A 24,093-nucleotide genomic window follows, 5' to 3' on the forward strand; every position below is an offset into this window, starting at 1 on the left:
GGCGGGGGATCCTCGCGGGAAAAAACGCCTAGGACTGCGGTGGATGGAGGATGAGCAAATTGGCGTCGTAGGTCACGACTCCGAGCATAATCGATGCGAACACCCGGTCGATGCCCACAGCGTATTTGCGGTCCCGCGAGAGCGGGTTGCGTTCGAGCGGATCGGCCACGATCGCCTCCCGCCGCTCCGCATCGTAGCCGCACAGGACGACGAAGTGCCCGGCCGGAGAACCGCCGATGTCGTCCGGGACGACGGTGACGCCATGGACCGGCTTCTCCAAGACCCGCTCCCGCGCTTCGCCGTACAGGAACGTCGCACTCAGGCCCGTCAGAATCGGCACGCCGGCCCGCAGATAGTTGCGGAGGAGGCTGATCGAAAATGTCTCCATCCGAATCTGGCCGCCGAGCTCCAAGTATTCCAGGTACGCGTCGGTCGCCACGCGGAGCTTGGGGATCGCTTTCCTCTCCCGCTGAGTCCGCAGTTTGTCGACGAGATCGACCCCGTGGTGAAACCAAGTCGGGTCGAAGACCTGTAAATTATACGTGTAGAGGGTCGAGGTGTAGCCGCGCGAAAGCGCGTGGCAGCCAAGCAGCACGGCGAGCGTGCCCCCGTCCTCGAGACGCCCCACTTGCTCAATCAATTCGGAGAGCTCGATGACGTCGCCGTAGTAATCGTAGACGGCGTGCAGGCAGGTTGGGCCGCAGGTGGTGTCGTCGGGCTGGGCCAGCATTTCCAGATGCAAATGCTTGTTCATACGGCAGTGGCCGCGCGATGCACGGAGAGGCACCCCCAGGGACGGAACCAAACGCACAAAAAGGTTGCGCGAGAATCGTCGCCGGGCCCGGTGGCTTTGGCAAGATCAAGTTTGCCGATTTTGCCCCGCCGCAGTCCGATGCCTAGGAAATGTGGCTGGCCGACCACTCCGTCGCGGAATCGGTCAGCGGCACCGCGACCGGACGGCGGTCCTGAGGCCGCCGCCGGGCTGCCAAGCCGCTGCCGGCCGCGCTCCCGCTCGAAGAACGAGCCTTGCTGGCCGCTGCTCGGGCCGGTCGAGCTTGCAAGGCCGGTCGAGCTTGCGAGGCCGGTTGCCCTTTTGAAGCCGCTCGGTCGTCCGAGGCACGCGTGGCTCCGTCCCCCTCGAACGCCAGTTCGCCGCGGCGGATCGCAACTTCTTGCGGAGCGTCGATTCCAATGATCACCCGGTTGCCCGAGATCCGCTGGACCGAAACCACGATGTCGTCGCCGATCCGGATCGTTTCACTCGCGTGGCGGCTGAGAACCAACATTGCTGAATCCCTTCAAGAATGAGTCGCAAGGAAAGGCCGTAAGGCCCGGAAGTCCCGAGACGCCCCGGAGAGGAGCCCCTAAACGGGAGCTAAAATCTTGTGGACTGGGGGTCTCAGCCGGTGATGCCTTGCGGCAGCGGCGGGCCCCACAGCCCGATGATCGTTAATCGCGTCCAGAAGCGATTGACGTGCCAAAGCTCGAGCGTGCTGGCGAAACATTTCAAGTTTTTAGAGGGAAGCCGCGCTTGCTGCGGCTGCCGATCGCCGCCCTCGAGGAGCAAAGGCCGCCATCCAGCGGCCGTCAGGCACCGAGAACGCGACGAAAACGAGACGGAAACGCGCGAAATCGTCGCGAAACCCTAGGAAAACCCAACTGAGCAGCGTGGGCCACTGAGGAGCCGCCCCCATGCCGCCATCGCGAACCGGAGAGACCGCCGCTTTGTCCCTGTGGGGGGCTGGAGGCGCGCTCGTGGAGGCGGTGCGGCTCTGGAGCGTCGGCTACAGTGGTCGCTGAGCAATCAGTGGTCGCTCGCCAGCCTCTCCAGAGGGGTGGCAAACGGTCGCGCAGCGCGCAGTTGCCAAGGGAAGAAGATGCCGAGGCACGACACTAAGGGGGCATTACCGGCGGTGAAACTGCCGCTACCGCGAACAGCGGAAATCCGCAGCAGCAATTCTGAAAACTGCCTGAGATGCAATTGCGGAAATTGCGGATTTCTTCTTTGATTGGAGCTTCTTCTGGCGAATTGCTTCGTCCGCTGGCACGGTCGCCAGCCTTCCTCACCCTGGGCTTTGTGGTCAGCGCCGCGCACGCTGCCGGCACACTTTCATGTTGGCACCTTCGAAGATCTATCGCCGTCCGCAGGACGGGATTAGCACGCGGTCGAACCTTCGCGCCAGCACGGCCGATGGGGCGGCATTTGGCGTGATGGTCGGGCTCGGCGAAACGTTTTTGGCCGCCTTCGCGCTGGCCGTTGGGATGAGCGAGGTCGCCGCCGGTCTGGTCTCGAGTCTGCCCTTGCTGGCGGGCGGCTTGCTGCAACTGGTCTCGCTGTGGGCGGTCCGCCTGGTCGGTTCGGAGAAGCGGTGGGTGATCGCCTGCGCGACGCTCCAGGGGCTGGCGTTCGTGCCGCTGGTCATCGCCGCCTGCTACGGCTCCATTCCGCTCGCCGCGCTGCTCTTGATCGCCTCGGTCTACTGGGGCTGCGGACTGGCCTCCGGGCCAGCGTGGAATACCTGGATGCAGGGGATCGTCCCGGCGCGGTTGCGGGCGACCTATTTTGCCCGTCGCACGCGGGCCAGTCAGCTGACCACGTTCGTTAGCTTCCTGCTCGGGGGCCTGCTGTTGGAGTGGGCCCGGCGAAGCGGGACGGAATTGACGACCTTCGCCCTGCTGTTTCTCGGTGCCGGACTGTTCCGTCTGATCTCGGTCGCCTGTCTCGTGCGGCATCATGCGCTGCCGCCGGGCGACCGGCAGCCTCTCGCTCCGCCGCGCACCGCGTTGTCCCTGCGGGAGACCGCGGCGGCGGGCGGCCAAGCCAGGGCCAGCGCCGCCTCGGCCACGCTCTCGGCCAGCGAGTTTTCCGCGACTGGGCGGCGGTTGCTGGTCTATCTGGTGGTGGTCCAGGGGATGGTGCAGATTTCCGGGCCCTACTTTACGCCGTTCATGCTCGAGCAGCTCGATTACTCCTATAGCCAATTCGTCACGCTGACCGCCGTGGCGTTCGCCGCCAAGGGCGTGGCGCTGGCCGTCTGGGCTTCGCTCGCGCGACGCCGCGGGGCGGCGTGGCTGCTCTGGGTTGGGGGCTGCGGAATCGCCCCGATGTCGCTGCTGTGGGTGGTCTCTCAGAATTTCTTCTGGTTGGTCGCCGTGCAGATCTTCAGCGGTGCCCTGTGGGCGGCCTACGAACTGGGCTTCTTCCTGCTCTTCTTCGAGACGCTGCCGCTCCGCGCGCGAACCAAGATGTTGACCCTGTACAACTTGGGGAACACCTTTGCCTGGTGCGGAGGCTCGCTCGTCGGGGCCGCTTTGCTGTCGCACTTCGGGGCGTCGCACGGAGCCTACATGCTGCTCTTCACCCTCTCGTCGGTCGGTCGGATCTTGGCGATCGGACTGCTGATGCGAACCTTGCCGATCCGGCTCCCGATCCGTATCCCGGTCGTCGGGATCGGGATCCGAATGCATGGCGTGCGTCCAGGCGGAAGCGGGGTCGACGTGCCGATCCTGCCCAGCATCCCGGCGACTCCCAACATGCCGGCAAGTTCGAGCGCCGTCAAAGCCGCAGGTTAGGGTTGAGACTTGCCCTGCCCGGGGTGCATCGGGACGGGACCTACGACTTGCCTTCACCCTCCCCGCTCGTTCCTCGTGACCCTCCCGGGGGGAGGGTGGCGTAGCAGCTTGCTCCCTAGCGCCTACGGCTCGACGATTTCGCGGATGTCGAGCAGGTGCAGTTGGCGACCGTGCTCGGCGGTCGGGGCATCGATCACCAGCATTGTTCCATCGGGGCTGTGCCGTGGATGGGTGTCGCACCGCCACTCGCCGGTGTAGGCCTTGGGGAGCAGGAAGCGGCCCACCTCGATCCGCCGCCTGCTCGGGACGTGGTACAGGTAAACGGTTTGATAGCGGTCGCGGTCGGGATAGGTGTCGTTGACGATCCAGTCCCGGTTGGGCAGATAGGTGCAGTGACCATCGCGCGGCATCGCCTCTTGGCCAACGACCTCGACCGCTCCCTGCGGGGCGTCCTCGAAGAGATAGAAAGCGTCTCCGTGCGATGGCTGCCGCGACCAGGCGAGCAGATGCTGGGGGTCCCGCCAGATGAAGTGCGAGGTCATCCCGTTGTCGTCGATCACGCGGACATCCGAGCCGTCGGGGTTGGCGGTCAGCATTCGCGTTTTGCGGCTGCCGTCGGGGTATCGCCAGCGGTGCAGGAAGACGAATCGCGACCCGTCGGTGTTGAAGAGCAGGTGATTGAAGTAGTGCTTGACCTGCGAATTTGAGTTGGGCGGGTCGGGGCTGGGGATTTCTCCGAATTGGGCGATCTCGGCTAGCGAAATGATCGGTGTTACCTCGCCGGTTTCCAAGTCGATCGCGTCGATGCCCGCACCGCGAGGAGCCAACTCATCGGCGTGAGGATCGGGCAGCCCCACGTAGCCATAGCCCGGGCGGACGTCGTTGATGCGGCGGAAGTCGGCCGTGACCGCGGTGCGTCCATCGGGGCTGACGGCGTAGATCGGTGAGGGAATCGTTTGCTGCTCGCCGCTGTGAACGTCCAGGATGCGGCTGACATACCGCTTTCCGTCATCGCTGCGGTCGTTCCAGATGATTTTCGTGGCCGAGCCCGGCAGCCACTGCAGCATGCATCCCTGCTGCCATCCCCAGGCAGTGCTCTCGCCGAGCTCGATCCAGCGATCGTTGTCGCCGAGGTCGACCATCCCGATCCGGATCCGATCTTCGGCCGTGGGGGAGCGATGCTCGAAATCGACTTCCATCCCCAGCAGGTACCGCTGCGAGGGATCGAACTGCAGTTTGTCGTAGTAGCCGAACCAGTGGTGCCGCGGCCCCCGCGTGACGACTCGCACCGGCACGGGAGGAGCTCCGCGGTTCGTGACTGCGGGTGGCTGGGCTGCGGGTGGCTGGGCTGCAGCCAGTTGGGAAGGCCCCTGCCGGCTGCTCCAGCCGAGCAGTAGCGAAGCTCCGCCAGCCGCTTTCATCCAAGTTCGTCGGGAGTAGTTCGTCATCGGAGGCTCGTTCATCCGGAGGGAAGCGCGAAGGGAGGTCGCGACTATCTTAGCCGCCCGGGGGGAAGCGGTGCCGCGAGGAGCCGCGCGAAGGCCGCCGGAGCGTGGACCCCCTGGGCCGCCAGGTAGGCTTCCAGCCGAGGCTGGCTGCTACCCTCGCTCGCGGGCTCGGCGGCGAGCGCCGCCAAGCGATCCTCGGCGGCGAGTCGGTGGAGTTCGAGCTGTTGGCGAGCTGCGGAGCGGGATGCAGCTTGATAGGCGGCTCGGGCCGTTCCAGGGTCTCCTCGGAGTTCGGCGAGCTGACCGGCGGCGAATTCGCTGAGCGTCGCGGCGAACTCCATCGGCTCGCGGCGGAGCTGGCGGAGCCACTTCTCGGCCTCCCGCACCCAACGCTCGACTGGGGGCGAGGCAGCAGGAGGCGAGGCAGCAGGGGGCGAGGCAGCAGGGGGCGAGGCAGCGGGGGGCGGGATCGCTGCGAGGGAGGTCGCTGCGAGGCAGGTCGCGGTGTGGAGGTGCATCCACTGCCAGTGGACGCGGATGATCTGCAGCCTGGAGAAAGCGCTGCGGCGGTAGGCCCGCTCGTGAGCCTGCAGCCGTCGCCACGCCGCCTCGAGCCGTCCCGAGTAGCAGTCGAGCATCGTTGCGCTGATCAGCCGCAGCATGTGGATCAGCTGAAAGCCGAGGCCGCGGTAGTGGGCGCGAAAGCGGCGGTCGGCCGCGCGGAACTCGGCGACGCGATCCGCCGCCAAACCGCCGGCCACCGAGTTTCCGCAGACCGACGTCAGCCATGCCAGCGAGTCGTCGCGGTCGAGGGCATCCTGCTGGATCCAGTCGCGGGTGCGGACCATTTCTGGAATCCGCCCGAGGAAGAACTGTGCCCACACCGCCTGCCAGTGCAGGTGCACCGATTCGAAGATGCAGCCCGAGCATTCCGTGCGGTAGATCCGGTGAGCAGTGAGCAGCGGTTCGAGCGCCTCGGCCCAGCGGCCTTGGGTGAAATGGACGGCTCCGGCGGCCGAGAGCCCGTCGGCGATGAGTTTCCGGTCGCCGAGCTGTTCGGCGGTTTGCAGGATTCGCGGGATCAGGCGGTTGGCTTGCTCGCGACCTCGCCCGGCGTCATAGCTGCTGATGACGGCAAAGGCGACCGAGGCATGCAGCATGCGGGGGCGATCGCCGTGGCGGGCCGCGAGCAACATCCCCGAAGTGATCAGGCTGCCGGTGTAGAGGCTGTCGAACATCGACATCGCGCGGCAGAGGTTCAATTGGGTGTCGATCCGCTCGAACTGCCGCGGATCGACCGAGCGACCTTCGGCAGCCGGGTCGATCGGTCCGAGCAGCCGCAACCGCGAAAGATTCCAGAGGATCTCCAGCTTGGTCCGGAGGGGGGAGTGGAACCGCGGCAGCTTCAATCGCGGTGCCACTTCGGCGATCGTGCGTCGCGCTTCGGCCAGCTCGCCGCTGCAGATGTAGTGCTCGGCCGCGAACCGGCGAAACCGCAGCTCGTCGTCGCCGCTCGACTGTTCGGCCAACCGTTCAAACAGCCCGGCAGCGCGGCCGCTGCGTCCGCAGTGCGCGTAGCAGTCGGCGGCTCTCTGCAGCAATTCGATCGCTGAGGGGAGCTCCGAGCGGGCCGATGATGCTTCGGACGAGCGGGGCCAAGTCGCGGAGACTTCCTCGACGTGCTCGGCAGCCCAGGCATACCAGCGGGCCGCATCGGCAAAGGCCAGCCGTTCGCGAGCCGCTTCGGCGGCGCGGATCGCCGGTTCGACCGCCGCGGCCGTCCGCCCCCCAGCGATCCAGTGGCGGGCGAGCTCGGCACTCGACAGGTCCGCCTGCTTCGCCAACCAGCGGGCCCAGCGGCGATGGTGACCGCGGCAAGTCCGCGGCCCCGCCGTCCGCAGGACCACATCGCTGATCCGGTCGTGGTACATCTCGACCGTCTCGGCTTCGGGCCCGTAGTCCCGCGCCAGCATCTCGTGCCGCAGTTCCGCAAGCGCCGCTGCCGGAAGCGAAGCGGCGGCGGGGTCCGCGGCAAAATCCTCGCTCGCTAGTCCCCCTCCCTCGAATCCCCCTCCCTCGAATCCTGGCGCAGGCGTCCCGGTCGCATCGGAATCGTCGGGCGAGAGGGGTTTGTCCGGGACCAGCTCTCCGGCTGCGGCGGCTTGGGCGATCGCCAGCAGGTGGCCGACATCGACCGGTTTTCCGGCGACCGCGAGCAGTTCGAGCATGAGTCGGGCCAGCGGGGTCAGCCGCCGCCGCCGAAGGGCCCACAGCGACCCGAAATCGGTGGTCTGCGCGCCGTCCGCACCGAGCAGGTCGCCGATGTGGGTCAGCAAATACGGATTCCCCTCGGCAGCCTTGGCCAACTCTCGCACCCGCGGCTCGGGAAGCTCGACGCCGCGGCGGCGGGCCCGGTTGCAGATGATCGCCTGCGCCGCCGCCGGAGAAACGCCCGAGAGCTCGATCCGCTGGTCGAGCGGGAGATCGCGAGCGGCGAACTCGGGCCGGCTGGCGGTCAGAATTCCCAGCCGCCGCGGAGGGTTGCTCAGCAGCCGCCGGAGCAGCGCGATGCTGTCGCCGTCGGCCCACTGCAGGTCGTCGATCACCAGCAGCATCGGCGTCTGCTCACACAGCGCCGCGAAAAGCCGCACGACCGCTTCGAGCGCTTCCTGACGCCGCAGCGCCTGGTCGCTCAGCCCCTCCAGCGGCTCGGTCACCAGGAGCTCCGTCGAGCTCCAGTCGCTTGGGGGAGGGACCGTCGGTTCGGGTTCCGCCCCGGCCAGTAGCGCTGGGGCGAGGACGGGAAAGAGGTCGGCGACCGACCGCCGGGTGGCCTGGCTCAACCGCAGCGGTCCGCAGCCGCCGCTGGCGATCCAGCGGGCGATCCCGTTGATCGCTTCATCGAAAGCCCGCAGCGGAAGCGCTTCGCGCTGCCGGCAACGGGAACGGTAGACCTCGATCCACTCCGAGCGGGCAGCCTGGACGACTTCGCCGAGCAGGACCGTTTTGCCGATTCCCGAGGGACCGCTCAGGTGCATCGCTCCGCCTCGCCCCCGCACCACGTCCTGGATCCAGCGGTGCACGGTCGCCATCTCCGCCTCGCGTCCGATCAGCGGGAGCGGGTGATTGCGGACCCAGGCGGGCAGCGCACCCCGCTCGGCATCCTGCTGGCCAAACCGCTCCAGATCCCACGCCGTGGGCCGCTCGAGCGGGTCGAATTCGAGCATCGCCGCGCACAGCTCACGCAGCTCCGGGGGCAATTCTCGAGGCAACCGCCCGCCGTTCTGACGCTCCCATTCCTGCGGATCCTCCCCCGCCTCGCGGTCGGTCGCTGGCAGCTCGCCGCAGAGCAGCGCCAGGACCACGCGGCCGACGCTGTAGATATCGCTGGCCGGCGGATACGTCCGCTGGGCGAGTACCTCGGGAGCCATATAGGGAAGCGTGCCAGCCACATAGTTTGACTCCGGCTCGGCCGCGAACCAGGGCTCGAAGGAGCCGAGCAAGCCGTAGTCGAGCAACCGCAAGCGGCCGCTCGAGTCGATCATAAAGTTGCTCGGCTTGATGTCGCGGTGGACGAGCGAGCGGGCGTGCAGGGCCGAGAGCGCCGCGCCGATCTGGCGGATCAGCTTCGCGAGCCACTGGAAATCGTCCTCGGCCGACCGTTGCTGATGGGCGAAGCTGACGAGATCCGAGCCGTGGATCCGCTCCATCGTGATGAACCAAAAACCGGCCTCGGGGGGACTCGACGGTTCGCGGACGAGCGACGCGAAGTGCAAGCGGTCGAGGCTGACGAGGTTGGGATGGTAGAAGTCGGCCAGGGCTCGGAATCCGCGTTTCAGCCGGTCGATGCCGAGCTCGTTGGGGTTGAGCAGCACCTTGAGCGCGTAGGAAGTGCCGGAGGAGACTTCGACCGCGTCGAACACCAGGCTGCTTCCTCCCTCGCCGATGCGGTCGAGCAGTCGGAAGCCGCCGAGCTGGTCTCCGGGGCGCGGCGACAAGCCGGCCGGAGCGGCGCGGCGCGCTCGATCGGTGGAGCCGCTCCCTCGGCTGCCATGGCTCCTGCGTCCGTCGTCGCTTTGCATCTTGCACCTAATCCGCCACGTTTCCCCGGCAGGTTCGCCTGCCGGTGGCCGCTGGCCCCGCCAAGAGCCCCATCGTAAGCCACGCCCTGTGCCACGTGGGGAGGGGAACGGTGAAGAGCTGGTGAATCTTGCTCACCCAGGCCCGCAGTGTGGGACATCAGCCGCCACGGGCTAGCCCGGATTATTCATCAGCCGCCGGGCGCTAGCCCCCGGTTCTCGAAAACTCCGCAAAAACCGGACGCTAGCGCGTGGCGGCTGATTTAACACACTGTTCTGTCATGGTCTGTCGCAACTTCCAACGCCACAAGAACTTGCGACACATCTACCCAAACGCATGAATAATCCGGGCTAGCACCCGGCGGCTGATGAGGAATCCGGCTGGAGGCTTCGGGGGGGCGCTTTGGGGCCGCCTGTCGAGGTTGGGGAGGCGTTGCTAGGATGGCTCGAGTCGCGCCCGAGTCTTCCTTTCTTGCTTCACCGAGCCCTGGCGAATGTTCCTGTTGGTCCTAGCCGGCTTCCTGGTTGCCGCGATCGCGCCAGGTGTCGAACGCGTCACCGGCCGCTTGGCTGGGGTCGTGCTCGCGGCAGCACCACTGACACTCTTTGCGATGCTTCTGAGGCGCGCGGAACTGCTCGAGCCCGGCGGGCGGATCGAAGCGGGGGGAGCGATCCGCGAGACGCTCCACTGGGCGCCCCAGCTCGGCGCCCAGCTCTCGTTCCGGCTCGATGGGCTCAGCTTGCTGTTTGCGCTGCTGATCACCGGCATCGGCGGTTTGATCACGCTCTACGCCGGGAGCTATCTCCAGGGGCATCCGGCGCGCGGCCGGTTCTTTGCCTGGCTGATGGTGTTCATGGCATCGATGCTGGGGTTGGTGCTGGCCGACAACGTGATCAGCCTGATCGTGTTTTGGGAGCTGACGAGCATCAGTTCGTATTTTCTGATCGGCTTTGATCACGCCCGCGAAGCGGCGCGGCGGGCGGCGCTCCAGGCGCTGCTGACGACCAGCGCCGGCGGGCTCGCGATGCTCGCCGGGCTGGTCGTGATGGCGGTCGCCGGTGGCAGCTGGGAGATTTCCGAGCTGCTCGAGCAGGGCGAGACGCTTCGCGGCCACTCCCTCTATCCGGCGATGTTGCTGTTGATCCTCGCCGGCTGCTTCACCAAGTCGGCTCAGTTCCCGTTCCACTACTGGTTGCCCAACGCGATGGAGGCGCCGACTCCGGTCAGCGCCTATCTGCATTCCTCGACGATGGTCAAGGCGGGAATCTACCTGATGGCCCGGCTCAGTCCCGCGCTGGGCGGGACGCAGTTGTGGTTCGCGATCCTCGCGATCGTGGGGGGCGCGACGATGGTGATCGGGGCCTACCTGGCGATCCGCCAGACGTACTTGAAGCGGATCTTGGCCTACTCGACGATCAGCGCCTTGGGAGTGCTGACTTTTCTGCTCGGGCTGGGGGCTGCCGGAGGGGAAGCTGCCGCCGGGGGAGCGGCTCCGGTCGAGACGGAGATCGCGGTCTACGCGGCCCAGGCCTTCACCGTCTTTCTGCTCGCCCACGCGTTTTACAAAGCGACGCTGTTTTTAATCGCCGGCTCGGTCACCCACGCGGCGGGCACAGCCGACGTGCGGCGGCTCGGGGGGCTGGCCAAAGCGATGCCGCTGACGGCCCTGGCCGCCGGGTTGGCCGCGTTTTCGATGGCCGGTTTCCCGCCGTCGTTTGGTTTTCTCAGCAAGGAACTGTTGCTCGAGGCGACGCTCAAGCAGCCGAGTCTCGCGATCCTGACGACCGCTGCCGCATTGCTCGGGGGGATCCTGTTCATCGTCGTCTCCGGACTGGTCGCCTTTGGACCCTTCTTCGGCCGCCGCCAAACGGAGAGCCCGCCAGCCGATGCTTCGTCGCCGACCGAGGCTTCGCCGCATGAAGTGTCGTTCCCGATGTGGATCGGACCGCTGCTCCTGGGCGGAGCCGGATTGGTCTGCGGGGTGCTTCCCCACGGGATCGGCGAGCACGTGGTTGCTCCGGCGGTTACGGCGGTGCTGGGAGCGGACCAGCTGGTGCCGATCGAGTTGGCGCTCTGGCACGGCTTCAATCTGCCGTTGCTGTTGAGCACGATCGCGATTCTCACGGGGGTCGGGCTGTACGTGCTGCATCCTCAGGTCAGCCGCCTGCTGCAGAGCGGCGATGCGGCCCATCGGTTCGGACCCGAGGCCTGGTACCACGGGGGGCTCGAGGGGCTGTTGGCGGTCGCCCGTTGGCAGACGGGGCTGCTCCAGAACGGCTCGCTGCGGGCTTATTTGCGGACCGTGCTGCTGACGGCGATCGGGCTGCTCGGCTGGACGCTGCTCCGCGTCGACTCACTGCCGCTGGGAATCGGACCGTGGCCGGAAAAGCCCGAGGAATGGTTCTATGCGAATTCGTATCGCTTGGCGGTCGCCGGGATGATTTTGCTGGGAGCCGTCGGGGCGGTGCACTCCGGTTCGCGGCTGACGGCGATCGCTTCGCTCGGCGTCGTTGGCTACGGCGTCGCTCTGATCTACGCTCTCTACGGGGCGCCCGATTTGGCGATGACGCAGTTTGTCGTCGAGACGCTGACGGTGCTGCTGTTCGTGTTCGTTTTTTACTACCTTCCCAATTCGCCTCGCCAATCGACTCCCGCCCATCGACTTCGGGATCTATTGATCGCCGTAGCCGCGGGGGCCGTGATGAGTCTGCTCGTGTTGGTGGCGGCGCGGGTGCAGATCGATGGCAGGATCTCGGGATACTTTGCCGCCAACAGCGTCGACGTGGGGCATGGGCGGAATGTCGTCAACGTCATCCTGGTCGACTTCCGAGCCCTCGACACGCTCGGCGAGATCACGGTCTTAGCGGTTTCCGCTCTGGGCGTCCTGGCGCTGCTCAAACTGCGGCCGCGGCGGGAGAAACTCTCATGACCTCGACGATTCTCCGCTCCTCGACGCGGTACCTGTTTCCGGTGATCGCGCTGTTCTCGATCTTTTTGCTGCTCCGCGGCCATGACGAGCCTGGAGGCGGATTCGTCGGAGGCCTGCTGGCGGCGCTTTGCTTTGCCCTCTACGCCCTGGCCGACAGCGTGGAAGCGGCGCGGCGGTTGTTGCGTGTCGAAGAGCAGCAGTTGATCGGGATGGGGCTATTGCTGGCGGCCTGCAGCGGGCTGCCTGGACTGCTCGCCGGCGAGCCATTTCTCACCACCTACTGGACCGAGCAGTGGGTGATTCCGACGGTTGGCAAATTGAAGCTGGGAACTCCCTTGTTATTCGACGTCGGGGTCTATCTGACCGTCGTGGGAGTGGTGCTGATGATCCTCTTTCCGCTTGCCGAGGAGTAACCGCACGATGGAATGGATCATCTCGATCGTCGTCGGGGGGCTGTACGCCGCGGGGTTCTATTTGCTGATGCGGCGGAGTCTTGTGAAGGTCGTGATCGGATTGGTGCTGCTCTCCCAGGCGGCGAACCTGCTGATTTTCACCGCCGGCGGTCTCCGCAGCAGTCAGGCTCCGCTGGTTCCCGAAGGAGCGAAGGTTCCGCCGGAGGGATTTGCCGATCCTCTCCCTCAGGCGCTGATTCTGACGGCGATCGTGATTGGCTTTGGCGTGATCGCGTTCACCCTGGCACTGTTCCAGGTCGCCTACAAACGCGTGGGTACCGATGACCTCGACCAAATGAATTCGACCGACACATGAACTGGCTCCTGACGCTGCCCATCTTGCTACCGATGTTGGTCGCCAGCGGAATGATGCTGTTGCGGCGGCGGCCCATGGCGCAGCGTCTGGTCAGCGTCCTCGGCATGCTCGGCTTGCTGGCCACGGCGATCACGCTGCTCGTCACGGTCTACCGCGACGGCGTGCTGGCGATTCAGCTCGGCGGCTACGCGGCTCCCTATGGAATCTCGCTGGTCGCCGACCTGCTGGCCGCGATCATGGTCCTGTTGGCCGCGATGAAAGGAACGGCGGTCGTGATCTATTCCACGGTCAGCATCGACGCGGAACGCGAGGCCTACGGATACCATCCGCTACTGCACGTGTTGTTGATGGGAGTCTGCGGGGCGTTCCTGACCGGCGACCTGTTTAACCTGTACGTTTTCTTTGAAGTGCTGCTGATGTCCTCGTTCGTCCTGCTGACGCTGGGCGGCGAGCGGGGGCAGGTCGAGGGGGCGATCAAGTATGTGACGCTGAACCTGATCAGCTCCGCATTATTCCTCGCTGGGGCGGGAATTCTGTATGGGGTGACGGGGACGCTGAATATGGCCGACTTGGCGATCAAGCTGCCGGCCGCCGGGCAGCCGCAAGTGGCGAATATGCTGGCCATGATCTTCCTGTTAGCCTTCGGGATCAAAGCGGCAATCTTTCCACTCTTCTTCTGGTTGCCCGCTTCCTACCACACCGCTCCGGCGGCAATCTCAGCGATCTTTGCCGGGCTGCTCACCAAGGTGGGAGTTTATGCGCTGCTCCGAGTGTTCACCCTCGTATTCGTGCATGATATCGGGTTTACCCACGGCCTGATTTTGATGCTGGCGGGGTTCACCATGGTCACTGGTGTCCTCGGGGCCGCCGTGCAGAGTGAGTTTCGGCGGATCCTCTCCTTTCACATCATCAGCCAGATCGGTTACATGCTGATGGGGCTCGGCTTGATGGTCGTGCTGGCATGGTCGGACACCGAAGCCACACGAGCGGCCGTCACGATGGGGCTCGGGGCCACCGTCTTCTATATTGCCCACCATATCGTGGTCAAAACGAACTTGTTTTTGGTCAGCGGAGTGGTCGAGCGGTTGCAAGGAACCGGCCGGCTCGATTCGCTGGGCGGGTTCTATGCCTCCCGTCCTGTGTTCTCGTTGCTGTTTTTAGTTCCCGCGCTGTCGCTCGCCGGAATCCCTCCCTTGTCCGGTTTCTGGGCAAAGCTAGCGCTCGTCCAGGCGGGGCTGAGGCTTGAGCAGTATGGGATTGTGGCGATCGCGCTGGCGGTCGGCGTATTGACGTTGTTCTCCATGACCAAGATTTGGGCAGCCGTCTTCTGGGCGCCCGATCCTGCCGAGCGGCCAGCCAGTGAGGAGCGGCCAGCCAGTGAGGAGCGGCTATCGAAGGAGAAGGGGTTGGCGATGATGATCGGCCCGATCGCCGGACTCGCTGGGATCACGCTGTTGATCGGTCTGGCAGCGGGGCCAATCTTCGAAGTGGCGATGCAGTCGGGGGTTCAATTGCTGAATCCGCAGATCTATATCGACGCGGTGCATCCGGTGGTGAGCGAATGAGACTCTTTTTGGGTAACCTCCTGCTGGCGTTCGTGTGGTCGCTGATGATCGCCGAGTTTTCGGTGGCCAGCCTGATTATGGGATTCGCGTTTGGCTTTCTTTTGCTGTGGCTCTTCCAACCGCTTGTTGGCGGGTCGAGCTATTTTGGCAAGGTGCGGCAGATCGTTCGCTTTTCGCTGTTCCTAGCCAAAGAAATTGTGCGGGCAAATTTGCATGTTGCCTGGCATGTGATCACCCCCTCGAGCTTTTTCAAGCCGGGAATTATCGCCGTTCCACTCGAACCCCAAACGGATTTCGAAGCCACCTTGCTGGCCAATATCCTAACGCTGACTCCCGGATCCTTTTCGGTCGATATTTCCACGGACCGGCGGGTGTTGTACGTGCATGTGATGGACGTAGAGAATGCGGAGCGAACGCGTTGGGAGCTGAAAGAGCAGTATGAGACGCCGCTGTTGGAGATTCTCCGTTCATGACTCTCTATGGCTATCCTGTCGTCGCGGTAGTGTCTCTGTTAGCGATGAATCTGCTGGTGGTGGCGATATTTTTTGCGGTGGTCCGACTGCTGCGAGGGCCGAGTTTGTCGGACCGCGTCGTGGCGCTCGACTTGGTCGGTGTGCTGGCGGTGGGAATGATCTCGGTGCACGCGGTTTTCACCGGCCAGCCGATGCTCCTGCGGGTTGCGATTCTGCTGGCGCTCGTAGCGTTCGTGGGCACGGTGGCATTTGCGTTTTTCCTGGAGAAGCGAGGCAGAGAATGATGGCGCACCTCAACGACCTGCTGGTCTGCCTGTTCATGCTCGCCGGCGCGATTTTTTGTTTGATCGCCTCGCTCGGCGTGTTTCGGATGCCCGACCTTTACACGCGGATGCAGGCAGCGGCGAAGTCGAGCACGCTGGGCGTTGTGTGCATCATTCTCTCGGTCGCGATTCACTTTGGCGACGCGGGAGTCACGACGCGGGCGATGTTGGTAATCGTGTTCCTGTTCTTGACGGCGCCGGTGGCCGCGCACATGGTGGCGCGTGCCGGGTACATCAGCAACGTTCCGCTGTGGCATCGTTCGGTGGCCGACGAGCTTCGCGGCCAGTACGATGCGGCGACCCATGAATTGGCCAGCGGCCGCCCATCCGCGGAGGATCCCCGCGGCTGACCGCGGCTCCCATGGAACGCTCCTCCGCGGACCCGTCACCGCCCCCTGCCCCGCCCGATCCGGGCTCAAATAGCGGCGGTTTGTCGAGCCGAGCGAAAATCACCATCGCCGCGGGGCTCGTGGTCGCACTGGTCGGCCTTTCGCTGGTCCTCCGCGATTGGGTTTCGCTGGCGGTGCTGCTCGATTGGGAGCAGCAACTGCGGGAGTGGCAGGAATCGCATCCGCTGTGGGTTTATATTGCCGCGTTCGCGCTGTACGTGCTGGTCACCGGAGCGTCGCTGCCGGGAGCGGTTCCACTGTCCGTGGTGTATGGATGGTATTTTGGGTTTCTCCCGGCGGTGGTACTGATCAGCTTTGCGTCGACCAGTGGTGCGACGCTGGCTTTTCTCAGCAGCCGATATCTGCTTCGCGATGCCGTCGAGCGTCGTTTTGGGGCGCGCCTGCGGAGCATCAACGACGCGATTCGCCGCGAAGGGGTGTACTACCTGATCACCGCTCGGCTGATTCCTGGGGTTCCCTTCGTCGTCATCAATCTGGTGATGGGACTCACGCCGATTCGCGTGGGTACGTTTTGGTGGGCCAGCCAGTTGGGGATGCTTCCCGGCACGCTGCTGTACGTGTGGGTGGGGTCCGCTTTTCCCGATCTCCAGACGCTCGTCGACCGCGGCGTTGGGAGCGTGGTGACGGCGGAGATCGTGGCCGCGTTCTTGTGCCTGGCCCTGTTTCCGCTGGCGATCCGGCAGCTGGTGGCGTATGTCCGCCGTCGGCGAGGCCGGGGGCTTTCTGAGCCGTAGGCGCTAGCCTCGGGCGTCGCGTCCCGAAACCGTGTGTCAAATCAGCCGCCACGCGCTAGCGTCCGGTTCCGCTGCGAAAAAATTGACCGGGGCGCTAGCCCGTCACTGCGGCTCGCTGAGTTTGCCGTAGAACTCGGGGCGGCGGTCGGCGAAACGATCGATCACGTGGCTCCCTGGCGTCCGCTCGATGCGTTTGTTGCGGGCCGCGGCGAGATCGATCTCGGCGACCAGCAGGGTCTCTTCGTCGGAGACCGCACGGGCCAGTTCGACGCCATCGGGGCCGCAAATCGAGCTCAGTCCGCAGAAGTGAAAGCTCCGCTCGCGGCCGATCCGGTTGGCGGCGATGAAATAGAGGTGGTTCTCCATGCTTCGCGCCGGGGGGACGATCTCGGCGGTCCGCCGGGCGGCGACCGGCCAATTGGTCGACAGCGCGATCACATCCGCCTGTTCGAGTCCGAGCACCCGCATCGGTTCGGGGAACGAGCTGTCGTAGCAAATCGCCAAGCCCACCCGCATCTCACCCGCTTGGTACACCGCATAGGGACGTTGGCTGCAGTCGACGAATCGATCGACGCCGAGATGGGGCAGATGAATTTTTCGGTAGCTGCCGAGAACTCCTGCGGGCCCGACCAGAGCCGAAGCGTTATAGAGGCACTCGCCGTCCCGTTCGAGAAAGCCGATCACGGCAAACCGATTTCCCCCTGCACCGCAGGCCTTGCTGATCCGTTGCCACAAGGGATCGTCGATCGCCCGCGCATGCGGCAAAGCCTCCTCGCGGCTTTCAAAGCAGTAGCCCGTCAGTGCGCACTCCGGGAGCACGACCAAGTCCGCTCCGGCCTCGGCCGCTCGGCCGATCCAGTCGACCGCGGCGGCCAGATTGGCTTCCACCTCTCCGAGCTTCACATCGATCTGAGCGGCGGCAACGCGCATCGGGTTCTCCTGGGTTGTCAGGACAAAGGGGTTGTCAGGACAAAGGGGCTGTCAGAACAAAAGGGGGCGTCAGAACAAAAGGGGGCGTCAGAGCGATCGGATCGGTAAGTCGGAAGAATGGTCTACCGGCGGCGCCCATTCTCGCGATAATTACTCGCATGAGCGAATCAAAATATGACTATGACGTCGTGGTGATCGGGACCGGTCCGGGGGGCGAGGGGGCTGCGATGCAAGCGGCCAAAGGGGGCGCTCGCGTTGCCGTGGTCGAACGATACACGCAAATCGGTGGCGGTTGCACCCACTGGGGAACCATCCCCAGCAAAGCGCTGCGGTACAGCATCAGTGCGATCACGCAGGCGATGAACAACCCCACGGTCCGCGAGATGGGGATCCACGTCAGCCCCACCATGGATCAACTCCGCCGCAGCAGCCAAGCGATCACGAACAAGCAGGTCGCGATGCGGCAGTCCTTCTACGATCGCAACGGAGTCCCGATCCTCCAAGGCGAAGCTCGGTTCGTCGATGAACACACGATCGAGATCGACGGCGATCGGCGGGTGAGTGGCGAGCGGTTTGTGATCGCCACCGGCTCGCGCCCCTACCGGCCGCCGGGAGTCGATTTCAGTCATCCGCGGATTTTTGACAGCGACACGATCCTTGGGATCCCCGAGAAACCCTACTCGATCACCGTCTACGGGGCGGGCGTCATCGGTTGTGAATACGCTTCGATGTTTCGCAACTTGGGGATGAAGGTCAACTTGGTCAACACCCGCGAAAAGTTGCTCGAGTTTCTCGACGACGAAGTCATCGACGCCCTCTCCTACCATCTCCGTGACCAGGGGGTGCTGATTCGACACAACGAGGAGATGGAGCGGGTTGAAGGTCGCGATGACGGAGCGGTGTTGCACCTCAAGAGCGGCAAGCGGCTGAAGACGGATGTGTTTCTGTGGGCCAACGGCCGCCAAGGCAATACCGCGGCGCTGGGGCTCGAGAAGATCGGCATCGAGCCCAACAACCGCGGCCAGCTCGAAGTCGACGACCAGTTCCAGACGGCGCTCGAGCATATCTATGCCGTCGGCGATGTGATCGGCTACCCGTCGCTGGCCAGCGCCGCGTACACCCAAGGCCGCGCCGCAGCGATGCACATTCAAGGCGCCAAGGATGGAAACCTGCGGCTCTATGATATTCCCACCGGTATCTATACCAGTCCCGAAATCAGCTCGGTGGGTAAAACCGAACGCGAATTGACCGCCGCCTGCATCCCCTATGAGATCGGCTTCAGTCAATTCAAGAGCCTGGCTCGCGCCCAGATCACCGGGCAGACGACCGGCATGCTCAAGCTGTTGTTTCACCGCGACACGCTGGAGATCCTCGGCGTCCACTGCTTCGGCTCGCAAGCCGCCGAGATCATCCATATCGGCCAGGCGATCATGAGCCAGCCGCCCGGGCACAACACGTTGGAATATTTCTTCGAGACCACCTTCAATTATCCAACGATGGCCGAAGCCTACCGAGTGGCCGCGCTCAACGGGTACAACCGTTTGTTCTAGCGGGATTGTCAGCGGCGCTCGGTCCAAAAAAACTGAGCCGACGGCGCTAGCCGCGGGTTCTGCACCGGAAAACCCGGGACGCGCGTGGCCCGAGGCTAGCGCCTACGGCTCAAAAGATAGGATTGCTCAGTCCCTCTGCCCCTTGAGCCACTGTTCGGCTTGCTCGCCGGTGGTCAGCTCTCCGTCGAGCTGGGCGTCGCGGACTCGCTGCAGGATGACTCGAAACTCGGGGCCAGGCCGCATTCCAATCCGCTTGAGGTCTTCGCCCGAGAGCAGCGGAGGCGGGTTGAGTTGCTCGGGCGGCCAGGCCATTCGCTCGCGGACCAGGGCAAGCGGGGCATCGTCGTGGCGGTCGGCACGCGCGATCGCAGTGGCCAGCGCGACGACCGCCGGGGCGTGTCGCTGGACCAGCAGCGGCTGCAGGCGGGACCAGGGGAGTTGGTCGGCGCCGAGCAATTCGGCGTGGTCCCGCAGCGCCGCGCGGGCCGCCTCGGCTTCGGCCGTGGAGAGTTTCCAGCCGGTGACGATTTCCTCCAGCGCCTCGGTGGCCGAGGAATCGCAGCAGAGGGCCAGCGCCGCCAGGCGGGCTCCAAAACTGGTCCCCTCAAAATTCGCTAGCCGAAGTTGCAACTCCCGCAACGTCGCCGCGTCGGCCAGGGCCGCATCGACTCGAGGCATGATGGCGGCCGATAAGCGGCTGTCATAGAGCAGCGCGAGTCCCTCCCCGGCGGCCGGGTCTCGCAGCAACCGGCGCATCTCGGCCGCGATTCGCTCGCCGCTGCAGACCGTCACTTCGGCGGCATGCACGAGCACCGCATCCCACGTCACCGGCTCGATCTCGAGTCCATAGCTGGCGGCAAAGCGGACGGCCCGCAACAGCCGGAGCCGGTCCTCTTGGAACCGCGCATGCGGATCGCCGATAGCTCGGATCCGTCGGCCTTCGAGGTCCTGGCGGCCGCCGATGAAGTCGATCACCTGGTGTTCGGTCGGATCATAGAACAGCCCGTTGATGGTAAAATCGCGCCGCTGGGCGTCTTCGGCCGGCGTGCTGTAGCAAACCGTGTCGGGGCGACGACCGTCGGTGTACGGTCCATCGCTGCGGAAGGTGGCCACCTCGACCGGCGCTTGTCCGGCTCGCTTTTTCCCGAGCACGTTGATCACCCCGAACGCGGCTCCGATCGGCAGCGTGCGGCGATGACCGAAGATGCTGCGGATCCGCTCCGGGTGGGCGTCGGTGGCGACGTCGTAGTCTTTGGGCGTTAGCCCCAGCAGCCCATCGCGGACGCAGCCTCCGGCCAAGTAGGCGAGGTGGCCCTCGGACCGCAGACGCTGGATAATCTCCAGCGCCAAGACGGCGTTGGGATCGGTCGCGATCGCCAGCTCGATCGACTGCACAATATCGTTCATCAATTTCATTTCAATTCAGGAGACAGCATCGGTGACCGATCCCGCTCAGGAGCAGTCGAGTGATCCGTCGTTCGGAGGACTCCACGTTCCCAAAGGCGCCAAGGATCCGCGCGGGCGGCGAGGGGTGGTGGGTGTCATCATGCGCGACGAAACGTTTCTCGTCATCCGCCGTTCCCAGCGGGTCGCTGCTCCCGGCCTGTTGTGCTTCGCCGGCGGTGGCATCGAACCGGGAGAGAGCGAGCCCCAAGCCCTGATTCGCGAACTGCAAGAAGAACTCGCCCTGGAAGCCGAGCCGGTCGCCTGCGTGTGGCGGAGCGTCACGGCCTGGGGAACCCAGCTGGCCTGGTGGACCGCGCGGATCGAAGCCGATGCCGAACCGGTTCCGAACCCGGCCGAAGTCGAAGCCTACATGTGGATGCGCCGCGAAGAACTCGAGATCGCCGCCAAATGCCTCCCCAGCATGCCCCAGTTCCTCTCGGCCTGGGCCCAAGGGGAGATCGAGCTGTGAACAGGTCACCAGCCGCCGTGCTTCGTGCGTCCGGTCGCATCGTTCGAAGCCTGAGCCGAAGGCGCTAGCCTCGGGCCCAGTCCGGTCCGCGGCGTGGGAAAACTTTGCGCTGGAGCGACGTTTAGTCACGCGTTCGATCCGCCTAGCGGCCCGGCGGAACCCGAGGCTAGCGCCTGCGGCTCAACGGAGGGGGCCGGAAGGCTACCGCGTCATCCCGGGGAGCGCTCCGACGGTGGCTCCTTGAACCATCGCTTCGACCTCGAGCGTTTCGGAACGCAACGTGATGACCTCGAGCTGGAAATTGAGCAGCTGCTGACCAGTGGGGCTGGTTTGGCGGACGACCGCGGCCCGCTGGGGCGAACCTTCCAAGACGAATAGATCCCCGCCAGCGTCGTACGCGATCCGCGTCGCGGTGCCGTCGATTAGGCCCCGCGGACTCATCATCCGAAAGGCCACTCCGCCGAGCGCCTGCATTTCCCAGGGTACGCGGGAACCACCGCGACCGCTGGCGAAGTTTGTGCCGGTGGCTCCTGAGTGGGGCGCGGTCCCGATCCGCAACCGCTCGCAATCGACCGTACCTTGATTCAGCTGCAGCTGGGTCATCGTCGCCGCGTCGAGCTGCTGGTCCCAGCCGGAGACCGTGCCGAGGCCGATCCGCACGCCGCGAACGAACTCGATCTGCTGGCGGGAAAGATCCCCCTCGATCCCGCCGTTGTAGATCAAATGCGTGCTCAGCAACGATCCCGGCGGAGCGATCGACCGCAGCGGCGTCTTGCTGTCGGTCGCCGCCCAGCTGCGATACCACCCGGGGCCGGCTCCCTGCAGCTCGCCGCTGGCAGCGAAAAAGTCCAGTCGAGGATTGCTCAGCACATGGCGGCTCTGCGGCACGCCCCCCGCATCGAGCTTGGTCGCCGTCACCAGCACGTCCTGATCGAGCCCAAGCAGCGAGACGCGTTCGACGCCCGCGGCGCGGGCTGCGGTCGGCTGCATCACTTGAACGCCCCGGTCGAGCGTCATCTCCAGCTTCGGAGCGGTGGCCAGCACGTCCCACAGGTCGGCCGCGTCCCCGACCTTCATCCGGGCCGACAGCCGCACTTGGTTGCCGATCTCGACTTTCTGGCCGTCGAAGGTCAACTCGCCGCGGAACTCGCACCGCGGCGGACCGGCCCACTGCATCGCGCCGGCAGCTTCACCGGCAGCTCCACTGGCAGCTCCACTGGCAGCTCCACTGGGAAGCACGGCCGAGGGCATTTGAAAGGTCCCCGAATCGCGGATCCAGACGCGGTTTTGCGTGCCGCTGATCAGCACCAGCGGACCTTCGAAGTAGCCGTCCCCGAGCGCCAGCCGCGCCGGCCGGCCCGCGATCTGAATCAAGTCTTCGCCGTCTCCGGTCTTCAGCCGCAGCGAATCCCCCGTGTAGACCAGCGGCAGGCGGCCCGTCTCGGTTTGCAGCTCGTGCTCCAGTCGAACTTCTTTCACGACGCTCATGTCGCGAGCAACCACCTCTCCTTCGCGAAGCACGAGGTTGGCCTGGATCGTGTGTCCTTGGAGCTTGACGCGCGGCCCGGCCAGCGGTGCGACCGCGCTGCCGTCGCTGCGCCCATCGGGCCCGGTGACCCAGAGTCGCAGCGGCGTGCCGGTGGCCGGATTGAGTCCGAGCCTCGGAGCCGGCGGGGCGGCGTTGGCGGGAGCCGGGTCCAAGTGCTCAAACCAAACCTGCAGCAGCTCGGCCTCGGCCGAGAGCATCGAGGTATCGAACGATACATTGCCGCTGATCCGCAGCTGCTCGGGCCGCAGGCCTGCGAGCGCCCCACCCGCCGGTTCGCCACCCGCTGCGTCGCTGCCCGCTGAGTCGTCAGCGGGCAATTGAAAGGTCAGCAGCACCGAATCGGCGCCGGCCGATCCGCCGTCGCTGGTGTTCGCCCGAATCTTCCCGGCTGCCCAGAGATGGTGTCCTTCGCTGTCGTGGAGCAGCTGCAGCGTTTCCTGCCAGGAGACGCTGCGGACCGGCAGCTCGGGGTCGGTCATCCGGAGCATCCCCGCTCCCCGGGTCACGAGCGTGCCGAGTTGTTCGGGATGGGCCAAGTCGATCTGGTAGGTCAGCTCGGGGACGGTGAACTGAAAGCCGCGATGGGCCAGTTCCACGTCGGCTTCGGGAGTCCCGGCGACGCGGAGCGAGCCGCGGGAGACGTCGACCACCAGCTCGGCTGCCTTCACCCGGCTGGCCAGCGAGGGAAGATTGGCGTCGAGCGGAGTTCCGCGAGCTTCAATTTTGCGGATCGTCGCCGCGGCCTTCATGGCACCTTCAGCGCGCTCGCGGTCGAGGCTGGCCGTGCGGCTGAAGGGATCGACCAGCTGGACCGACAGCTCGCGGCAGCGAAACGTATCGTCGGCCACCAGCCCACCCTGGTGCCGGACTTCGACGCCATCGCCGAGCCGCAGGGTGTAGTCGGTAAAATCGAACACGACTCGGCCCCCGCAGCGAACCGAGAGCTTGCCGGCAGGGGCTGTGGGGAGCGCCGCTGCGGGTCCGTTCGGTAGCGTCCGCGTCGAGCGGGCGGGCTGGGGCCGGGGCTGGGGTTGGGGCCGGGGCTGGGGCTGGGGCTGGTTCGCGACGACCTCGGGCAACGGTTCCCAGAGTCCCCCATCGGGCAAGGGGACGCTCAAGTCGTCGAGATAGATCAGTTCCATCGAGTCGAGGACCGCCAGCGGTGACTCGCGGTTGCCGGTCGGGATCGTGCCGCCGCCGGCCAAATGGATCGTCAGGTCGCGGCCCGAGATCCGGGCTCCACTGATGCGGAGATCGATCGCTTCGACGGTGCGGATCTGTCGGCTGTCGATCCGCACGTTTCGGGCCCGCAGGTCGAGCGCCTCGTCGGCGTACTCGGGCGAGGGTTCGTTGTAGATGTGGACTTCTCCGACCAGCTGGCCTCCTTTGATCGGAGGGGATCCGCCGGAGAGCATGTTCAGGGGCTCGGCGAATTCGATGATCGCTCCGTCGGGCGCGTCCATGATCACGGTGCTGCCGTCGCGAGGCTGTTCGGCGGCCGCGGCCGGGAGCATGCTGGAGGCGAACCCTTCGTCGTCATTTTCGCGGCTGAGGACGACCGAGACCGGCTTGACCTGCCAGCGATCCGGCGCGATCTGTTCCCAGTGTTCGAACAGCAACACCCCCCAGCTGGCCTGCAGCACTTTGGGGCGTCCACGCTGCCAGGAATCGGCTGGAAACACGCCCGACATATCGGGGCCAGCGATCTCGTCGCTGGCGTCGTCGACCGTCACGACTTCGCCGACTTCCGGGCGAAGCAGGGGAACCACGGTCGCGCGATACGCGATTGCGGCGCCCAGGCAGACAGCCAGGGCGATCAGGTAATCCACAATCGGTCGAGACATTC

Annotated in this window: 19 protein-coding genes; 11 read left to right on the top strand and 8 right to left on the bottom strand. The window is 65.4% G+C overall.

Annotated elements, in window-relative coordinates; all coding sequences use genetic code 11:
• Positions 1 to 28: 28 nt before the first annotated feature.
• From GNK13_RS18700 to GNK13_RS18710, 3 genes are all read right to left on the bottom strand, one after another.
• Entirely contained in the window at positions 29 to 754 is a 726-nt protein-coding gene (locus GNK13_RS18700) for a C39 family peptidase (protein ID WP_164104067.1), read from the bottom strand.
• A 142-nt stretch (positions 755 to 896) separates the two neighbouring features.
• Positions 897 to 1,286, bottom strand: a complete 390-nt coding sequence (locus GNK13_RS18705; RefSeq protein WP_164104068.1) for a carbon storage regulator — start codon at positions 1,284 to 1,286, stop codon at positions 897 to 899.
• 113 nt (positions 1,287 to 1,399) lie between these two features.
• Positions 1,400 to 1,567: a hypothetical protein gene (locus tag GNK13_RS18710; RefSeq protein WP_164104069.1), complete on the bottom strand. Its 168-nt coding sequence runs from the start codon at positions 1,565 to 1,567 to the stop codon at positions 1,400 to 1,402.
• A gap of 545 nt (positions 1,568 to 2,112) precedes the next feature.
• Here GNK13_RS18710 and GNK13_RS18715 point away from each other — a divergent pair.
• A complete protein-coding gene (locus GNK13_RS18715; protein WP_164104070.1) occupies positions 2,113 to 3,573 on the top strand; it encodes an MFS transporter in 1,461 nt (486 codons plus the stop codon).
• Between the two features lie 122 nt (positions 3,574 to 3,695).
• Here GNK13_RS18715 and GNK13_RS18720 read toward each other — a convergent pair whose 3' ends face one another.
• The gene (locus tag GNK13_RS18720) at positions 3,696 to 5,021 is read right to left on the bottom strand and encodes a hypothetical protein (RefSeq protein ID WP_164104071.1); all 1,326 of its coding nucleotides are present in this window, start codon (positions 5,019 to 5,021) and stop codon (positions 3,696 to 3,698) included.
• 44 nt (positions 5,022 to 5,065) lie between these two features.
• Positions 5,066 to 9,103 (bottom strand): serine/threonine-protein kinase, encoded by a 4,038-nt coding sequence (locus GNK13_RS18725; protein WP_164104072.1) that lies wholly within the window; start codon positions 9,101 to 9,103, stop codon positions 5,066 to 5,068.
• Positions 9,104 to 9,594: 491 nt separating this feature from the next.
• On the opposite strand from GNK13_RS18725, the gene GNK13_RS18730 reads away from it, so the two are divergent.
• From GNK13_RS18730 to GNK13_RS18765, 8 genes are read left to right on the top strand one after another with little or no spacing between them, the layout of a single operon-like run.
• Complete coding sequence (locus GNK13_RS18730) at positions 9,595 to 12,030, top strand: putative monovalent cation/H+ antiporter subunit A (protein ID WP_164104073.1); 2,436 nt, start codon at positions 9,595 to 9,597, stop codon at positions 12,028 to 12,030.
• Entirely contained in the window at positions 12,027 to 12,443 is a 417-nt protein-coding gene (locus GNK13_RS18735; protein WP_164104074.1) for a Na+/H+ antiporter subunit B, read from the top strand. Before GNK13_RS18730 ends, GNK13_RS18735 begins: the two co-directional genes overlap by 4 nt.
• Before the next feature lie 7 nt (positions 12,444 to 12,450).
• Positions 12,451 to 12,798: a Na+/H+ antiporter subunit C gene (locus tag GNK13_RS18740; protein ID WP_164104075.1), complete on the top strand. Its 348-nt coding sequence runs from the start codon at positions 12,451 to 12,453 to the stop codon at positions 12,796 to 12,798.
• Positions 12,795 to 14,363: a Na+/H+ antiporter subunit D gene (locus tag GNK13_RS18745; RefSeq protein ID WP_164104076.1), complete on the top strand. Its 1,569-nt coding sequence runs from the start codon at positions 12,795 to 12,797 to the stop codon at positions 14,361 to 14,363. The genes GNK13_RS18740 and GNK13_RS18745 overlap by 4 nt, the downstream gene beginning before the upstream one ends.
• An 8-nt stretch (positions 14,364 to 14,371) precedes the next feature.
• Positions 14,372 to 14,836: a Na+/H+ antiporter subunit E gene (locus tag GNK13_RS18750; RefSeq protein ID WP_164104077.1), complete on the top strand. Its 465-nt coding sequence runs from the start codon at positions 14,372 to 14,374 to the stop codon at positions 14,834 to 14,836.
• Positions 14,833 to 15,120, top strand: a complete 288-nt coding sequence (locus GNK13_RS18755) for a monovalent cation/H+ antiporter complex subunit F (RefSeq protein WP_164104078.1) — start codon at positions 14,833 to 14,835, stop codon at positions 15,118 to 15,120. Before GNK13_RS18750 ends, GNK13_RS18755 begins: the two co-directional genes overlap by 4 nt.
• A complete protein-coding gene (gene mnhG / locus GNK13_RS18760; protein ID WP_203329140.1) occupies positions 15,120 to 15,509 on the top strand; it encodes a monovalent cation/H(+) antiporter subunit G in 390 nt (129 codons plus the stop codon). Before GNK13_RS18755 ends, mnhG begins: the two co-directional genes overlap by 1 nt.
• 11 nt (positions 15,510 to 15,520) lie before the next feature.
• Positions 15,521 to 16,303: a TVP38/TMEM64 family protein gene (locus GNK13_RS18765; RefSeq protein WP_164104080.1), complete on the top strand. Its 783-nt coding sequence runs from the start codon at positions 15,521 to 15,523 to the stop codon at positions 16,301 to 16,303.
• 102 nt (positions 16,304 to 16,405) lie between these two features.
• Here GNK13_RS18765 and GNK13_RS18770 read toward each other — a convergent pair whose 3' ends face one another.
• Positions 16,406 to 17,233, bottom strand: a complete 828-nt coding sequence (locus tag GNK13_RS18770; RefSeq protein ID WP_164104081.1) for a carbon-nitrogen hydrolase family protein — start codon at positions 17,231 to 17,233, stop codon at positions 16,406 to 16,408.
• A 158-nt stretch (positions 17,234 to 17,391) separates the two neighbouring features.
• Between GNK13_RS18770 and sthA the strand changes: the two genes are divergently transcribed.
• Complete coding sequence (gene sthA / locus GNK13_RS18775) at positions 17,392 to 18,783, top strand: Si-specific NAD(P)(+) transhydrogenase (RefSeq protein WP_164104082.1); 1,392 nt, start codon at positions 17,392 to 17,394, stop codon at positions 18,781 to 18,783.
• Positions 18,784 to 18,909: 126 nt separating this feature from the next.
• On the opposite strand, the gene GNK13_RS18780 is transcribed toward sthA, so the two are convergent.
• A complete protein-coding gene (locus GNK13_RS18780; protein ID WP_164104083.1) occupies positions 18,910 to 20,190 on the bottom strand; it encodes a CCA tRNA nucleotidyltransferase in 1,281 nt (426 codons plus the stop codon).
• A gap of 31 nt (positions 20,191 to 20,221) precedes the next feature.
• On the opposite strand from GNK13_RS18780, the gene GNK13_RS18785 reads away from it, so the two are divergent.
• Entirely contained in the window at positions 20,222 to 20,698 is a 477-nt protein-coding gene (locus GNK13_RS18785; RefSeq protein ID WP_315853003.1) for an NUDIX domain-containing protein, read from the top strand.
• Between the two features lie 201 nt (positions 20,699 to 20,899).
• On the opposite strand, the gene GNK13_RS18790 is transcribed toward GNK13_RS18785, so the two are convergent.
• Entirely contained in the window at positions 20,900 to 24,091 is a 3,192-nt protein-coding gene (locus GNK13_RS18790; RefSeq protein WP_164104084.1) for a hypothetical protein, read from the bottom strand.
• Positions 24,092 to 24,093: the final 2 nt, after the last annotated feature.

Origin of the sequence: Candidatus Laterigemmans baculatus, from assembly GCF_010367455.1 — a bacterium.
GTDB classification, from domain to species: Bacteria; Planctomycetota; Planctomycetia; order Pirellulales; family Pirellulaceae; genus Laterigemmans; species Laterigemmans baculatus.

Excerpts from the sequence above, each read along its gene's own strand:
- GNK13_RS18725 (WP_164104072.1), bottom strand. The coding sequence starts at position 9,103 with ATGCAAAGCGACGACGGACGCAGGAGCCATGGCAGCCGAGGGAGCGGC.
- mnhG (WP_203329140.1), top strand. The coding sequence starts at position 15,120 with ATGGCGCACCTCAACGACCTGCTGGTCTGCCTGTTCATGCTCGCCGGC.
- sthA (WP_164104082.1), top strand. The coding sequence starts at position 17,392 with ATGAGCGAATCAAAATATGACTATGACGTCGTGGTGATCGGGACCGGT.
- GNK13_RS18705 (WP_164104068.1), bottom strand. The coding sequence starts at position 1,286 with ATGTTGGTTCTCAGCCGCCACGCGAGTGAAACGATCCGGATCGGCGAC.
- GNK13_RS18700 (WP_164104067.1), bottom strand. The coding sequence starts at position 754 with ATGAACAAGCATTTGCATCTGGAAATGCTGGCCCAGCCCGACGACACC.
- GNK13_RS18735 (WP_164104074.1), top strand. The coding sequence starts at position 12,027 with ATGACCTCGACGATTCTCCGCTCCTCGACGCGGTACCTGTTTCCGGTG.
- GNK13_RS18780 (WP_164104083.1), bottom strand. The coding sequence starts at position 20,190 with ATGAACGATATTGTGCAGTCGATCGAGCTGGCGATCGCGACCGATCCC.
- GNK13_RS18745 (WP_164104076.1), top strand. The coding sequence starts at position 12,795 with ATGAACTGGCTCCTGACGCTGCCCATCTTGCTACCGATGTTGGTCGCC.
- GNK13_RS18765 (WP_164104080.1), top strand. The coding sequence starts at position 15,521 with ATGGAACGCTCCTCCGCGGACCCGTCACCGCCCCCTGCCCCGCCCGAT.
- GNK13_RS18755 (WP_164104078.1), top strand. The coding sequence starts at position 14,833 with ATGACTCTCTATGGCTATCCTGTCGTCGCGGTAGTGTCTCTGTTAGCG.
- GNK13_RS18740 (WP_164104075.1), top strand. The coding sequence starts at position 12,451 with ATGGAATGGATCATCTCGATCGTCGTCGGGGGGCTGTACGCCGCGGGG.
- GNK13_RS18715 (WP_164104070.1), top strand. The coding sequence starts at position 2,113 with ATGTTGGCACCTTCGAAGATCTATCGCCGTCCGCAGGACGGGATTAGC.
- GNK13_RS18730 (WP_164104073.1), top strand. The coding sequence starts at position 9,595 with ATGTTCCTGTTGGTCCTAGCCGGCTTCCTGGTTGCCGCGATCGCGCCA.
- GNK13_RS18770 (WP_164104081.1), bottom strand. The coding sequence starts at position 17,233 with ATGCGCGTTGCCGCCGCTCAGATCGATGTGAAGCTCGGAGAGGTGGAA.
- GNK13_RS18790 (WP_164104084.1), bottom strand. The coding sequence starts at position 24,091 with ATGTCTCGACCGATTGTGGATTACCTGATCGCCCTGGCTGTCTGCCTG.
- GNK13_RS18720 (WP_164104071.1), bottom strand. The coding sequence starts at position 5,021 with ATGACGAACTACTCCCGACGAACTTGGATGAAAGCGGCTGGCGGAGCT.